The organism is Psychrobacter sp. WY6, from assembly GCF_018448495.1.
Lineage (GTDB): Bacteria > Pseudomonadota > Gammaproteobacteria > Pseudomonadales > Moraxellaceae > Psychrobacter.
Map to the genome: position 1 here is coordinate 3,359,502 of NZ_CP049902.1, position 15,169 is coordinate 3,374,670.

Below are 15,169 nucleotides of genomic sequence, written 5' to 3' on the forward strand. Positions count from 1 at the left end.
ATGTGACAAGGTCTTTTAATTTCTCTAAATCTATAAGTCTGCTAGAAACTAGCCTTTAAGCTTTTTGATAGAAGCAACATTACAACCTTTATAAAGGATTTCACTCTTAGCGTTTTGTATATTAGCCGATGATTTATGATAGTTATTTAAACGCAGTGCGCCCGTCATAATACTAAAGTTGTCTTCATCACCAAACACGGTACCAACATTGTCAGAACGACCTAAGTTAATCGGTAAAAATCTTTTTTTGCCGTTCAGATTGGCTTCTGCAAAGGTCGGTAAATACTCTTTATTAAAGCCATAAGTCACGCTTACTTTCTTGTTGCTTTGGCAAGTATAGTTGACTTGTCTAATTTTAACAGCGGTGTCATAGCTTTCGCTTGGTTCCATTACTTGGTCCGAGTAAGCCATGGCAGAACCAGAACCTAATATTGCCATCAAAATACCAGCTGATGATAGAGCGGTCATTAACTTTTTCATAAATTACCTCAATGATATAATTAGAATGGTCATAGATAAGAGAATACAAACAGGGACGTTAGCGGCGAACTATTTTTAGTTAGTCTAATCGTTCGCTCTTATTGTGCATGTGTTGATTTACTATGATAATTTAAAAAATATTTTTCATCATCACTTACCTATGTGCCTATTCTAGCCAAAGTTTTAGTTTTTCTCGTTATAAATATTAGTTGGCTTGTTGTTTGAGGGTAAGACATTGTTTCTCTCGATGTATGTGCTTCAATTGATAGATAAAAAAAAGACCCTGCACATCCGTTTATAAAGGATGACAAGGTTTTTTATTTATAAATTCTAAGTGGAACAAATATGACGCTGCTACCAGAAAGACGAATGCGAATTGTACTTATCGTACATTAAGCGAGTCTGACACCGTAGCAGGTCATTATTTGGTCTACTACTTACTTAGGATTGACCATATCAGCAGGAATAACCCACTCATCAAACTGTGCTTCAGTTAATAGCTCTAACTCAACTGCAACTTGCTTCAAGGTTTTGTTTTCTTTATATGCCGTCTTAGCGATTTTCGCAGCATTCTCATAACCAACATGACGGTTAAGCGCAGTGACCAGCATCAATGAATTGTGCAAGAAGTCATCGATTTTATCTTTTACTGGCTCGATACCAACCGCACAGTTTTCGTTGAAGCTGTTGCACGCATCACCAAGTAGTTTGACAGATTGCAACAAGTTAAAGGCAATTACTGGCTTATAAACGTTAAGCTCAAAGTTACCTGACGCGCCTGCCATGCTGATAGTGACATCGTTACCCATCACTTGCGCGACAACCATAGTCATCGCTTCTGACTGAGTTGGGTTCACTTTGCCCGGCATGATAGAAGAGCCTGGCTCGTTCTCAGGAATCGTCAATTCGCCTAGACCACAACGAGGACCTGACGCTAACCAGCGTATGTCATTAGCGATTTTATTTAAGCTACCTGCTAGCGTTTTTAATGCGCCAGAAGCAAACACTTCAGCATCACGAGCCGCTAGTGCTTCAAATTTATTCGGTGAGGTGACAAATGGCAGACCAGTCAAGGTTGATAACTGTTCAGCTGCTTTTACCGCATAATCAGGATGGGCGTTTAGACCAGTACCAACCGCGGTGCCGCCTAGTGGCAATTCATATAGACCTTGTAGCGCGTTATCGATACGAGTCAATGAATGGTCAAGTTGGCTCACATAACCGCTAAATTCTTGACCCAAAGTCAAAGGCGTGGCGTCTTGTAAATGCGTACGACCAATTTTGACGATACTATCGAATTCTTTGGCTTTTGCAGCTAGTGTATCGCGTAGTGCTTTACCGCTGGAATCAATAGGCTATTAATCTGACGAGCAGCCGCCACACGAATCGCGGTTGGGAAGCTGTCGTTGGTAGACTGTGCATGGTTGACATGATCATTTGGGTGAATTGGCGTGTAGCTGCCGCGCGCGTTCCCTGCGATTTCGTTAGCACGGTTGGCTAATACTTCGTTCATGTTCATATTTGACTGGGTACCAGAACCCGTCTGCCATACAACCAATGGGAACTGATCGGTTAGACCACCGTTGATGACTTCGTCAGCGGCTTGCACGATTAAATCGCGCTTATCGCCTTCGATACGCTCAAGGCTGGCATTGGTAATCGCAGCGGCTTTTTTCACTAGCGCCATTGCTTCAATCATTGGACGTGGCAACGTCTCGCCACCGATTTTAAAGTTCTCACGGCTACGCTGAGTTTGCGCACCCCAATAAGCGTCAGCTGGGACTTCCACATTGCCCATGGTATCTTTTTCGGTACGAGTTGCCTGATTCTGTGTCGACATAACTACCCTCTTTGATGGTTTGTTGTATAGCTGCTTCGAAAAAAGTGCAACACACGCTGCACATAAAGGAAAATACGCTGTAAAGTGGCGTTATGATAGCATGACTAAGGCGTGTTGAATATTCACAAATCGCCATTGCTGCTCTCTAAAAACAACAGCCATCATCAATTTAATACATTATTGGATAGTATATCTATGCATCCTGAGTTAAAAAATGCTGAGTCGAATACATCTACCTTTAGCAATCCGCCCAGACGGCTATTTACCCGCCAGCGCCGCCAATTAAGTGATGGCACACGCAGACAATATGCTCAGTCTGCAAGCTTGCATTTAATCAAGTTGCAACAGCGCTTACCTCCGCGTGCGCGTATTGGCTTATATTACGATGGCTTTGGTGAGCTACCTACTCAGCCAATATTAGACTGGTGTCAACGCTTAGGCTATTTACCTTATCTGCCTGTGGTTGGTTCGCTCGGTCGTACTAGCAATGGCAACGAGGATAAACACCTGCGCTTTGTGCCTGTTTATCATTCAAAGCTACTTAACATACCGACACGGATTCATCATTTAGGGATGAAGCAAAACCATCATCGCCGTTTACTTTGGGCGCAAGAATTGGATGTGATTATCTGTCCATTAGTAGCGGTAGACCTCAACGGCAATCGTATGGGTATGGGTGGCGGCTTTTATGATACGACCCTTAACAAAAGCTATCGGTCAGGCGCTAAAAAGCCATTAAAAATTGGCTGGTGTTATGATTTTCAAGTGGTTGAACAATTACAGCGGCAACCGTGGGATGTGCCACTAGATGGCTTAATTACGCCAAGCGGCATAAGGTGGTTTTGATGAAAGATGATAAGCAAGCAATGGATACTAACTCTAGCGCTGATAATGTGGATGAGTATTTGCAAACGTTAGGTAACGAGGACGCTAGAGAGTTGCGTTACTACAGTCAAGAACAGTCCTTCGACTCCGATGAATTAGCAAAGGTGGTTAATGAGAACGCTTAAATGAATTACTGGCGCAAAGTGATGTTTTTGAGTAATTTGAATGGTGAGTTGAAAGATTTGTAAAAGTACAGATAACTAAGAAATCACCAACTGGTCAATTGAAGAGCTACTATATTAGTAACCTCTTGATATATTACATGATATGGACTATTGTTTATTTTTAAATTATGAAATACAATTACTGTAAATAATTATCATTACAACACTGGTTCAATCTACCATGAATAAAGCAAAAAAAGAGTTCATGTCACCCGCTTCATTACAAGTCTGCTTTTACTTTTGGGTAATTATGTTGTTTCTCCACCAGCTGCTTATATTTATGATTACAATGATTTTGATATTGCCGAGCTGAGAAGTTTTTCTTTTGCGTTAGTTGCATTTTTTACCTTTGCATTGACAACTATATTGAAATAAAACGAATAAGGCAGCCTAATAATATATTTTTTCACCGCTTTATTGCCATAATTTCTCCTATAGTCTTATTATTTGCTAGTTTTATTTGGTTTATCAATCATAGACTACAGTAATGGCAATCTAAAACTAGAGCGGATTTATGATCCTGTGATTGAGTTATTTTTTCTATACCTTCTATCTAAAGGGATAAGAGACTTTAAACAAGGCTCACACAATGAAGAGATAACATTGGTTTCTTAAGATTTTTCCTAATTAAATGATTTTTTGAAAACCAAAAACGCTTAGAAAAGCGTCTTTTTTTCATTATCTTATAACTTAGGTATTTTACAACCTTACAACACCATCGCCGCAATCCAACCAAATATCAATAATGGAATATTGTAATGCAAGAATGTCGGCACTACGCTGTCCTTGATATGGTCATGCTGACCGTCGATGTTTAGACCAGAAGTGGGTCCAAGAGTCGAATCTGACGCTGGAGAACCTGCATCGCCCAACGCGCCAGCCGTACCAATAATCGCCACGGTTGCTAAAGGCGAAAACCCTAAAGAGATACATAGCGGCACATAAATCGCGGCCAAGATAGGAATGGTCGAGAATGACGAACCAATACCCATCGTCACAATTAAACCAATTAATAGCATAATAAATGCGGCTATCGCTTTATTACCTGCGAATAATGACGCGGCACCATCAACTAATGGCTGAATCTGCTCAGTTGCTTTCATCACTTCTGCAAAGCCTTGCGCGGTAATCATAATAAAGCCAATCATCGCCATCAATTTGATACCGTCATTAAAGACTGTATCGGCTTCACTCCATTTAACGACGCCCGTTGCCATAAAGACGCCAAAGCCAAACATTGAACCAAGCAAAAGTGAGTCGGTATACATCTGCACCACAAATGCCGTCACAATTGCGGCGAGCGCAACCAGCGTTTTCATCTTGCTTTGTGTTTGCGCACTAGCTGCAGTTTTGCTTAAAGCGTCACCCTCTAACACTTCATCATGCGCAGCTTTATCAATTGCTAGCTGCTGATACTGGCGCGGTTTACGGTAGCTGATAAATACGGCGACGAGTAAGCCTACAAACATACCCAAAGCCGGAATTGCCATGGCTTTGGTGACTGAGATGTTACTGATATCAATGCCTGCTTCGCCGACGTTTTTCAGCATGATTTGATTGAGATAAATATCACCAAAGCCATACGGAATAAACATATAAGTAGTCACGAGACCAAAAGTCAGTAGAAAGCAATTAAACGTCTATCAATGTGCATGCGATTGAAGGCGAGTAATAATGGCGGTACTAGCAATGGAATAAAGGCAATATGAATAGGGATTAAGTTTTGGCTAAAGCAGCTCATGGTGATTAAACCTGCAAACAGCATGTATTTAATCATGCCACCTGCCCCTATACCTGCGCCGCCAGCATCAATGCGTTTGATCACCGCCCCTGCCAGTGACTGTGGCAAGCCAGAATGCGCGATTGCCACCGCAAACGCCCCAAGCAGCGCATAAGACAGCGCGATTTGCGCGCCATTACGGATACCTTCTTGAAAGGCATTCAAAGTATCAGTCATACCCAAACCAGCGATGAGTCCGCCTGCAGCGCCCCGATTAATAAGCTGAGTACCACGTGTACACGCGCCAAAGACAGCCCTAGCATGATGATGACTGCCAGCAGTACCGCATTGATGGTCATATATTGCCTCTTATTCTGTCTGCTATAGCCTGATGAAGACCTATTAATATCTCATGGATGATGGATATCATCCTCGCCTCTAAACCGCTTGACGCTAAAACCACCGTTTAACACGCGCGTCAGTTTACCTTATTTTGCACACAAATCCTACGCACAGAACCCAATAGGTGTTAGCTATGCACTTATTACCCATGCTCTGTATACATTAAATTTCAGCTAATATTTAAAATTATAAATAACAATATGACTCGCAGTCTTTAGATAGATATAACTATTTTGCGCAGATAAGCGTGTGACTTTGCCCACAAGCCTTGCAATTTTATCGGTGAGCACCATTTATCTAAACATGAACCACGAACTTGACTTTACAAGTCTGGTGAACGAGGAAGAATATATGAGTGAACATAAAATTGCCCAAGACAATATCGACATCGATGTCGACGTTTCATCTACTGTTGCTAATGATCAGGAGCGAGACAGCGCGCCTGACGATACGACAGGTGATGTAGCTGCAACAGCTGATCGCGTTGAAGATAGTGATAGCAAAGATAGTGATGATAAAGATAATGAAGACAAGGACAACACTATTGAAGACGATGACGCGAAAGACGATAGTATAAAAGGTGACGGTACAGAAAACTATTTACCACTACTGACTGGCATTGCGCGATGTTGTCGTTTATCCGCACATGCAGATTGCCTTGTTCGTCGGTCGTGAGCCATCGGTAAAAGCCGTTGAATTGGCACAGACTGAGTATGGCAATAAAGTCTTGGTCGTGGCACAAAAAGACTCGCTGACTGAAGACATTGATCAAGACAACTTGTATCAATACGGGACGGTTTGCCGCATCGTCAGTACCATGCCGCATGACAGTGATGAGAACTGCATCAAAGTATTGATCGAAGGTCAATATCGTGCGCGCGTTGATAATATAGAAAATCACGATACATTATTAATGGCAAGCTTTGAGCGTGCTGACCTTGATGTCAGTATGGATGAGAGCCAGCAGAAAAACACGATTCAAGCATTAACCACATTATTTGAAAGCTATGCGGATGCGCGTCTGCGTAATGCTCGCGAGCTGACTCGTGTGGCAAAACGTATCGATGACTTGCTTGAGTTGGTATATTTCATCTCGACCCGTGTGTCGATGGATTTAGATATTAAGCAATCATTCTTAGAAAATGATGATCTTAAAACCCATATCAATACCTTAACCGAATATTTGGTTAAGCAGAGTGCTGAACAAAATATCGAACAAGATATCCAAGAAGCTGTCCGTCAGCAAATGGAAGACAATCAGCGCGAATACTTCTTAAATGAGAAGAAAGCCATTAAAAATGAGCTGTCAGATATGAATGACGGCGCGTTCGATGGCGAAGATGATGTGGCTGAGCTAGAGCAGCGTCTAGAAGATGCCGACTTGCCAGAAGATGTGCGCAAAAAAGCGGATCAGGAGCTGAAAAAGCTCAAAATGATGCCACCTGCCTCATCAGAGTCTTCCGTGGTGCGCAACTATATTGAATGGATTTTGGACACACCGTGGAATGCCACAACCAAGGTTTCCATCAATTTAGAAAAAGCAAAAACGGTATTGGACGAAGATCATTACGGCTTGCAAGATGTGAAAGATCGCATCTTAGAATACCTCGCCGTACAGTCACGAGTGAAAAAACTTCGCGGTCCGATTCTTTGTTTAGTCGGTCCTCCAGGTGTTGGTAAAACCTCATTAGGCGAGTCGATTGCCCGTGCGACTGGTCGTAAGTTTGTACGTATGGCACTAGGCGGAGTGCGTGATGAAGCAGAGATTCGTGGTCACCGCCGTACCTATATCGGCGCGATGCCAGGTAAAATCGTTCAGTCACTGGCTAAAGTCGAAGTTAAAAACCCGCTATTCTTATTAGATGAAATCGATAAGATGGCGCAAGACTTCCGCGGTGATCCAGCATCAGCGTTGCTTGAAGTGTTAGATCCATCACAGAACGATACTTTAACGACCATTATTTAGATATGGACTTAGATTTATCGCAAGTGATGTATCTGTACTGCCAACAGCATGGATATCCCGCCTGCCCTGCTTGACCGGATGGAAGTCATTCGTCTGCCGGGCTATACCGAAGAAGAAAAGGTCAATATCGCGCAGAAGTATCTTGTGCCAAAAGCGATCAAGAATAACGGTCTCAAAGAAGGCGAGATTGAGATTGTTGAAGCGGCATTGCATAGCATCGTGCGAAGCTATACGCGTGAAGCTGGTGTGCGTAACCTTGAGCGTGAAGTGAATAAAATCTGCCGTAAAGTGGTTCGCGGTTCGGTTGAAACTCATGGTGCACGTGCTCCGAAGAAAGCAGAACGTCAGCTAATTGTGGTCGATGACAAAAACATCGATGACTATCTCGGCGTCCATCAGTATGACTATGGTCTGGCTGAAGAAGAGCCTGAGATTGGTCGTATCACTGGTCTTGCTTGGACACAAGTCGGTGGTGAGTTATTAACCATCGAAGCGGTGGCGATGAAAGGTAAAGGCGAGCTCAGCTTTACGGGTTCACTCGGCGATGTGATGAAATCGATTCGCGCTGCCATGAGCGTGGTACGTGCTCGCGGTGATAGCTTAGGTATCGATTATGAGACCTTTAAAACCACGGATGTCCACGTGCATATGCCAGAAGGTGCGACCCCGAAAGACGGTCCCTCTGCTGGTGGTGCTCTTACCACAGCGCTAGTCTCTGCATTGACGGGCATTGCTATTCGTCCAGATATCGCCATGACAGGTGAGATTACACTGCGCGGTAAAATCCTGCGTATCGGTGGTCTAAAAGAGAAGCTATTGGCCGCCCATCGCGGTGGTATCAAGCATGTGTTGATTCCAGCGACTAATGAGCGTGACTTGGCCGATATTCCTGATAACGTGAAAGCTGGTCTGACCATTCAGCCAGTGGCAACGATTGATGAGATATTAAAAGTTGCTTTGGTCAGTATGCCAGTTCCGCTTAAGCCTGCGAAAGTGACGGTTGATAAAACCTCAAGCAAGGCGCTGCATAACTAATCTGATTAGTTATTAATCCAGTCTTATAAATCAGAAAGCCGCTCATCATAACGATGGGCGGCTTCTTTTGGTAATAATAAACAACAATCTGGTTAAGACCTTATGCTATATTTTAGACAAATGTTTATTTGGTAATAGCTATAATGTTAAACCACCTGATTTTAAACCGCTTAACGCTATCTTTATTGCTCGCTATCTCTTTTCCAGCAGCGCTAATAGGTTGTCAGTCTAATCTTGCAAAAGATAATTCTACACCTGCTAACTCAATAGTGACTGGCTCTAGCACTTCTGCTCCAATATCATATCAGCCCATCATAAAAACTGAAAAGCTGGAAGAAAAAATTGTAGTGGTAGCTGATGAAACAGCTAATGAAGTTACGACGCTGCAATGGGCAAGTAATTATTATTGGCAGTTAACACAAGTTAAAGACAAAAAAAGTACGCTATTAATATAACACTGACGCGCCGATTACTTTAGAAATTGCGCCCAGTTCGTTAAGCTTGTTTCAAGGCTGCCAACATTTTGATATCAAATTCGTATGGATGTCCGCACCGCCTTTTGAGTATGGTAGCGAGCTCAGAGAAAGACCCTCAACCTGCAAAAATGCTCCTGAAAATAAAGTAAGTAATACAAATATCAAAAAGTTATTTCCTAACGATAATAATTAAAGTTAGATGTTGAGCTATTACCAGTCGCAAAAAGCAAACTCGTTAATACTCAAATGGCATCGAAAAGCTTGTTCATTAAAATCGAAAATGGCAATACGTTAACATTTGATGGTACGCCTAGGACATTTAAAGAACCGACTGGACTCCCTATTGATAAGGCATTATTAGAGCACTATGACTGGCGGCTGGTTAGCGCCGTTCGTAATACTTTTAATGACAAAGGGCAGGTAATATCTCGAGAGTCTATTGGTCATTTTTATCATCCAGAGTTTCCAGTGTCGCTAAAATTTAGAGGGTATGACGATAGTCAATACGCATTTTTTAGTTCTAGCTGCAATGGTATCGGTGGTCCTTATATTTTGATGAAAGATTATACATTGCTAGTTGGCTCGGGGCCACAAACGCTCATGGGCTGCGGTGTTACTGGTAATAGAATTGAGGGCGAGCTTGCTAAGCTTATAAGTAATAGCCAGAGCACTCTTAGTTTGAGTTTGCAACCTTCACAATCAATATCGCCAACAGCAGACGATCAGACTGATATGCCTCGCTATAATTTATTGCAAACGATGGAGACTGGCGAAACTCTAGTATGGCAAAACGAAGTAAAGAAAATACCGTAAACAATTTTCAAACCCATACGATACTTACATTTATTAACCGATTGTTGCGCATTTGATGAATAACTATATCTAACGCTTGGCTATACTGGTTGCGGTATTAGGCAATATTTGAATATCTTAACCAAAACTATAGAAACTCATCATAATGATTAAATATAAATGGAGATAATAATGAATAAGACGATTCTTGCAAGCGCGCTATTATGTGGTTCAGCGTTAGTAATGACGGGTTGCCAAACGGTCGAAGGTCAAATGCAAACTGGCAATCCACTTAGCCAACCTGCCTTAAAATCTACTATCAATGCAGTCGCTGGCAATAAAAATGAAGTGGGTCAAGTATTCTTACGTCCAGTTGATGGCGGCGTACAAGTCTACGGTAAGCTGATGAATTTGCAGCCGGGCAAAACAGTATCATTACATATTCATGAAACGGGTAGCTGTGCTGATATGGGTAAAGCGGCAGGTGGTCACTTTAATCCAGACAATAAGCCTCACTCTAACCCTGACGACATGAATGGTCATGCTGGCGACTTACCTAACCTGACTGCCAATGCAGATGGCGTGGCTACTATTAACTATGTGAATAAGAAAATCTCTGTCGCGGATGCAGGTAAATATAGCGTTAATCGTCTAGCCTTTATCGTGCATAGCGGTGCTGATGACTATACTAGCCAACCAGCTGGTAATGCAGGCGACCGCGTTGCTTGCGGTATCATCGAAAAGAACTAATAGCATCTGAACTTAGCTGTTATTGATAGCACAACTATGAATAGCACAAAAAAACCTCTTAGATTATCTAAGAGGTTTTTTTTTTAAAGCGATTGATGGTAAAAGTAAGACAGACTTACTCCTCTACCCATTTGCCATTACGCCAATACACACCCCAACGTGTGGCCTTGCCATTTTTCTCAGAGCCGATATATTGCTCTTTCTTCTTACGTGACCAGCGTAAAATGGTGGGATTACCATCTGGATCTTCATCTGGACCTTCAAACAGATACTGAAATTTATCTTCCATTTTATCTTTGATTTGGCGTAGCTCAGCCAACTTTGGTGCGCGTGTCTCGCGTACTTTCGGGAATTTAGACGCCGCCAAGAACATCCCAGCTGCCCCTTCACGCAAGATAAAGTAATCATCGTGCTTGGTTGATTTCAGCTCTGGCAGATGAATAGGATCCATGCGCGGCGGTGCGGCTTCGCCTGTTTTTAGCACTTTACGCGTATTATCACATTGCTGACAAGCGAAGTAAGGACCAAAACGTCCCGTCTTTAGCTCCATTTGTCCATCGCACTTATTACAGTCAATGGTTGGAGAATCAGAGCCAGGCACTTCAAACTTGCCTTCTTCTAAGACATAACCATCACAATCAGGATTGTTACCACACACATGCAGTTTCAAACCGCCATCGACGATATAGCCATTCATTGCCGTGCTACATTTCGGGCAACGCTTTTTCTCCATCAAATCTCGAACTTCTGCCGCTTCATCATCGCCTTCTGCCTCATCAAGATTGGCAAAAGCTTCGACGGGCATTAAATTCTTAGTGCCTTTACAGCGCTCTTTTGGCGGTAAATTATAGCCAGTACACCCTAAGAATACACCCGTTGAGCCAGTACGTAATTGCATTGGACGATCGCAAAGATCGCAATGCACGTCTGGTACGTCAGTTGGATCATTTGGACGCATACCGTCTTTTTCTTTGGCGCGATCAAGCGTTGTTTTAAAGTCGCCATAGAAATTATCAAGGACATCTTTCCAATCTGTATCACCTTCTGCTACATGGTCAAGCTTGTCCTCTAGCGCGGCGGTAAAGGTATAATCCATCAAATCTGGGAAGCTTTCGGTTAGTCTGTCGGTGACGATATCACCCATTTTTTCAGCAAACAGGCGCTTGTTCTCAAGCTTCACATAGCCGCGATCTTGAATGGTCGAGATGATAGACGCATACGTCGATGGACGACCGATACCTTTTTTCTCAAGCTCTTTCACCAAACTTGCCTCGGTATAGCGCGGTGGCGGCTTGGTGAAATGCTGACTCGGATCGAGCTTATCTAGTATTAGTTTATCGCCTTTTTTGACATCCGGAAGCAAAGTATCGTCAGTCTTCGCTGGTGGCATAACCTTGGTGTAACCATCAAATACTAACGTACGACCACGTGCTTTTAACTCGACATCATTGGCAGCGACGAATAGATTCACTGACAAGTATTTTGCTGGCAGCATCTGACAAGCGACAAACTGACGCCAAATCAGCTCGTACAAGCGGATGGCATCACGCTCAACCCCTTTAAGCTGCGTTGACTTCATATTGACGTTAGAAGGACGAATCGCCTCATGCGCCTCTTGTGCGCCTTGTTTGTTGCCGTAAAAATTTGGCTTTTCTGGTACGTATTTTGCGCCATAGCTGTCTTCGATATAGCCACGTACCGCAGCAAGTGCATCACCAGATAAGAAAGTCGAGTCGGTACGCATATAAGTAATATGACCCGCTTCATATAAGCGCTGTGCCAAAATCATGGTTTTCTTAACCGAAAAACCCAAGCGCGTGCTGGCGGCTTGCTGTAATGTCGAGGTGATAAATGGCGCACTCGGACGCGATTGCGTTGGCTTCTCTTCGCGCTCTTTGACGATAAAGTCACTTGAGTTAAGAATTTCTAAGACTTTATCTGTTTGCTCTTTATTAACGAGCTTAAGCGTTTTGCCGCCTTGCTTGGTCGCCTCTAAGCGAATCGCAATTTGCTCAGCGTCCTTTTTGCTACTGGCAACGTGAGTATCGGCATGAATTTGCCAATACTCTTCTGGTATAAAGGCGCGAATTTCATGTTCTCTTTCTACGACCAAACGCATAGCAACTGACTGGACGCGACCTGCAGAGAGACCGCGAGCAACCTTTTGCCACAGCAGCGGCGATACCATAAAGCCAACGACACGGTCTAAAAAGCGCCGCGCTTGTTGGGCATTGACACGATCGATATCAAGTTTGGAGGGCTGCTTAAAGGCATTTTGAATGGCGGATTTGGTAATCTCGTTAAAAACCACGCGCTCATACTTACTGTCAGCGCCGCCGATGACTTCTTTTAGGTGCCACGCAATCGCTTCCCCTTCTCTATCCATATCCGTCGCCAGATAGATTTTGTCAGCGTCTTTGGCTAAAGCTTTTAGCTCTTTGATAACCTTAGTCTTGTTAGGTAATACTTCATAAACTGCTGCCCAATCATGTTCTGGATCGACGCCCATGCGCCGCACCAAGGCTTGCTGGGTTTTTTCTTCTTTGCTTAGACTGTCATCTTTTTTGGTCGTTGTTGGTTTTTTTGCACTTTTGCTTGCGCCAACCGGTAGATCACGGACATGACCAATACTGGAGCGCACGATAAAGTCATCGCCAAGGTATTTATTGATTGTTTTTGCCTTGGCAGGTGATTCTACGATCACCAAAGACTTGCCCTTTGGACTGCCTTTGGGATTAACAGCAGCGGGTGCTGGACTTTTTTTGGTTGCGGTTTTTGCCATATGTGACGACACCATTATTATATGAGTAAATTAAGAGTAAGAATAAATACAGCATGGCAATTTATAATTGTGAGTTATAGTAGCGCGGTGAATCATTATAGTAATAGCTGCTTAAAAAAACGTTTATAAAACAAACAATAACCATAAGATAAAGAGTCAGTTATAAAGACGTTACACTGCTAAGCGTTACACTGTCAACTGTAAATGACTGAGAGTTTGCCAAAAGTGCTTGCATATTGCTTATAAATGGAGATTAAAAATTATTTTCTACCTTGTAGCCGTTTTATAGGCGCTTTTGCATCTCTGACGCCCATTGTTCAAGCTGTTTTTTGAGCACCAACAAATCTGCTTCAATCAATTTTTGCTGATAAGCAGGATTGGATGAAGGACGCACATAAGCGATATCTTCCCAATAAATCACGATACTATTGGCCTTAGTCAGCAAACCTTTAACAAATGGCTCAATACTGACTGGCAAGTCTAGGGGCGCTTTATCCAAGCTAAAATTGGTCTTCTTGATAATCGTATTATTAGGGCTGTTATTAGCACGAATCGCACTTGGAATCGTGAGCTTAACATCATCTTTGCTTGTATCGACGAAACTACTATCTGGTCGCCATTGCCCATCAATCACTTGATAGCGCGTGTGCGGCAGCTGCACATCATCTAACACTAAACAGTATTGACCTAACATTCCACGCCCATATTCGTTGTCTTTACCTTTGATCCAATCAGGGCAGCTCACCAGCTTTGGATTCAATTGCAAACGACGCGCAGTCATGCGCAGCTTATCCAAACGCTGATCGATACCGTTAGGTTTGAGCGCCATCATACTCCCTAATACAAATAGTACAATGATAACGCCAATGAATGTTCCCATGATGGTCCGGCCTTTTGGATAAATGAAAATGTACTAAAAATAAAACCGCTACTATCTATACAACAGGCTACAACAAAGACAGTGATTGCCCAACTAACTATAAAAAAGCAATCATTGATTGTTTGAGCAGTAACTTTTTAACCAGTAATTTTCTAACCAGTAGCATCCTGATAAGCGACTGTTTAATAAATGATTGTCTGAATACTGGCTACTATATAGATGCTTATAATGAGCACGAACCGTTAAAAATCAAGCATGATGAGTTGATAACCATCAACCACTCGCGTTTTCGAATCTCGATGGTTTGGCTATATGTGCTAATAGATCAAACACTTAACTCGAATAAAAAACAGCATAATAACGAGATACAAAAAGTTGTCAGCATCAAAAAGTGCTATGATAAACCATAATTTTAAACGCGCGCAGGTTTATTATGAATTATCTTCTTAAGCGAAACTCATCGACCGCTTCACTAGCGAGCAAATGTGTCCATAAACTCATGAGTAAAACTGGGCTTACCCTCTCGCTAGTAAGCGCTGCCTTATTTACCCTATCAGGCTGTGCAACGACGCAAAGTCTCACCCCGCAGCAATGTCAGGAAAGCAACTGGCAAGAAGTCGGCTACGCTGATGGCTTACAAGGGCGTTCAGGTGCTTATTTTGGTCATTACGCTGATAGCTGCGCAAAGGTAGGTGGTCCCCTGCCCAACCGCATACAATGGGAGCAAGGGCGACAGCAAGGTCTCAAAAGCTACTGCACCGAGCTCAATGCTTATAAACTTGGTCGCGAAGGCTACGACTGGCAGCCCGTTTGTCCGCTCGAAGGCATCGAAAAGCTAGAAGAAGCTTACGCGCAAGGACGTTACTACTATATCCGTCAACGTGATCTCGATTACTTACGTTCGCCTTATCCGTTTGGCTACGGGCCTGGGCGCTTCGGTTACGGCTATCATCCCTTTGGCTATGGCTGGTAAAAAGAAAACCCCAATGAGTACTTA

10 protein-coding genes and 3 pseudogenes are annotated in these 15,169 nt (G+C 43.0%); 8 read left to right on the top strand and 5 right to left on the bottom strand.

Annotated features, from left to right (window positions below; translation table 11 throughout):
* Window positions 1-48: 48 nt before the first annotated feature.
* Complete coding sequence (locus G7Y90_RS16855) at window positions 49-480, bottom strand: ACP-like domain-containing protein (RefSeq protein ID WP_193008759.1); 432 nt, start codon at window positions 478-480, stop codon at window positions 49-51.
* Between the two features lie 437 nt (window positions 481-917).
* Window positions 918-2,320, bottom strand: a pseudogene (gene fumC / locus G7Y90_RS16860) (class II fumarate hydratase).
* A 114-nt stretch (window positions 2,321-2,434) separates the two neighbouring features.
* Between fumC and G7Y90_RS16865 the strand changes: the two are divergent.
* On the top strand, window positions 2,435-3,166 hold the full coding sequence (locus G7Y90_RS16865) for a 5-formyltetrahydrofolate cyclo-ligase (RefSeq protein ID WP_250162991.1): 732 nt from the start codon (window positions 2,435-2,437) through the stop codon (window positions 3,164-3,166).
* On the top strand, window positions 3,166-3,330 hold the full coding sequence (locus G7Y90_RS16870) for a hypothetical protein (protein ID WP_250162992.1): 165 nt from the start codon (window positions 3,166-3,168) through the stop codon (window positions 3,328-3,330). Before G7Y90_RS16865 ends, G7Y90_RS16870 begins: the two co-directional genes overlap by 1 nt.
* Window positions 3,331-4,076: 746 nt before the next feature.
* Here G7Y90_RS16870 and G7Y90_RS16875 read toward each other — a convergent pair.
* Window positions 4,077-5,448: pseudogene (locus G7Y90_RS16875) on the bottom strand (Na+/H+ antiporter family protein).
* 394 nt (window positions 5,449-5,842) lie between these two features.
* Between G7Y90_RS16875 and G7Y90_RS19420 the strand changes: the two are divergent.
* The 5 genes and pseudogenes from G7Y90_RS19420 to G7Y90_RS16895 all read left to right on the top strand — a co-directional run bounded on the left by G7Y90_RS19420 (window position 5,843) and on the right by G7Y90_RS16895 (window position 10,510).
* The gene (locus G7Y90_RS19420; RefSeq protein WP_502937382.1) at window positions 5,843-6,166 is read left to right on the top strand and encodes a hypothetical protein; all 324 of its coding nucleotides are present in this window, start codon (window positions 5,843-5,845) and stop codon (window positions 6,164-6,166) included.
* Window positions 6,105-8,492: pseudogene (gene lon / locus G7Y90_RS16880) on the top strand (endopeptidase La). The gene G7Y90_RS19420 and the pseudogene lon overlap by 62 nt, the downstream one beginning before the upstream one ends.
* Window positions 8,493-8,635: 143 nt before the next feature.
* Entirely contained in the window at window positions 8,636-8,947 is a 312-nt protein-coding gene (locus G7Y90_RS16885; protein ID WP_250162993.1) for a hypothetical protein, read from the top strand.
* 282 nt (window positions 8,948-9,229) lie between these two features.
* Window positions 9,230-9,781 (top strand): META domain-containing protein, encoded by a 552-nt coding sequence (locus G7Y90_RS16890; protein ID WP_250162994.1) that lies wholly within the window; start codon window positions 9,230-9,232, stop codon window positions 9,779-9,781.
* Window positions 9,782-9,952: 171 nt separating this feature from the next.
* Window positions 9,953-10,510: a superoxide dismutase family protein gene (locus G7Y90_RS16895; protein ID WP_250162995.1), complete on the top strand. Its 558-nt coding sequence runs from the start codon at window positions 9,953-9,955 to the stop codon at window positions 10,508-10,510.
* 115 nt (window positions 10,511-10,625) lie between these two features.
* Here G7Y90_RS16895 and topA read toward each other — a convergent pair whose 3' ends face one another.
* Together topA and G7Y90_RS16905 are read right to left on the bottom strand one after the other, a co-directional pair.
* A complete protein-coding gene (gene topA / locus G7Y90_RS16900) occupies window positions 10,626-13,292 on the bottom strand; it encodes a type I DNA topoisomerase (RefSeq protein WP_250162996.1) in 2,667 nt (888 codons plus the stop codon).
* Window positions 13,293-13,575: 283 nt separating this feature from the next.
* Window positions 13,576-14,172, bottom strand: coding sequence for a hypothetical protein (locus G7Y90_RS16905; protein WP_238035162.1), 597 nt, complete (start codon window positions 14,170-14,172; stop codon window positions 13,576-13,578).
* 499 nt (window positions 14,173-14,671) lie between these two features.
* On the opposite strand from G7Y90_RS16905, the gene G7Y90_RS16910 reads away from it, so the two are divergent.
* Window positions 14,672-15,145: a DUF2799 domain-containing protein gene (locus tag G7Y90_RS16910; RefSeq protein ID WP_250162997.1), complete on the top strand. Its 474-nt coding sequence runs from the start codon at window positions 14,672-14,674 to the stop codon at window positions 15,143-15,145.
* Window positions 15,146-15,169: the final 24 nt, after the last annotated feature.

Excerpts from the sequence above, each read along its gene's own strand:
- G7Y90_RS16855 (WP_193008759.1), bottom strand. The coding sequence starts at position 480 with ATGAAAAAGTTAATGACCGCTCTATCATCAGCTGGTATTTTGATGGCA.
- G7Y90_RS16870 (WP_250162992.1), top strand. The coding sequence starts at position 3,166 with ATGAAAGATGATAAGCAAGCAATGGATACTAACTCTAGCGCTGATAAT.
- G7Y90_RS19420 (WP_502937382.1), top strand. The coding sequence starts at position 5,843 with ATGAGTGAACATAAAATTGCCCAAGACAATATCGACATCGATGTCGAC.
- G7Y90_RS16885 (WP_250162993.1), top strand. The coding sequence starts at position 8,636 with ATGTTAAACCACCTGATTTTAAACCGCTTAACGCTATCTTTATTGCTC.
- G7Y90_RS16895 (WP_250162995.1), top strand. The coding sequence starts at position 9,953 with ATGAATAAGACGATTCTTGCAAGCGCGCTATTATGTGGTTCAGCGTTA.
- topA (WP_250162996.1), bottom strand. The coding sequence starts at position 13,292 with ATGGCAAAAACCGCAACCAAAAAAAGTCCAGCACCCGCTGCTGTTAAT.
- G7Y90_RS16905 (WP_238035162.1), bottom strand. The coding sequence starts at position 14,172 with ATGGGAACATTCATTGGCGTTATCATTGTACTATTTGTATTAGGGAGT.
- G7Y90_RS16910 (WP_250162997.1), top strand. The coding sequence starts at position 14,672 with ATGAGTAAAACTGGGCTTACCCTCTCGCTAGTAAGCGCTGCCTTATTT.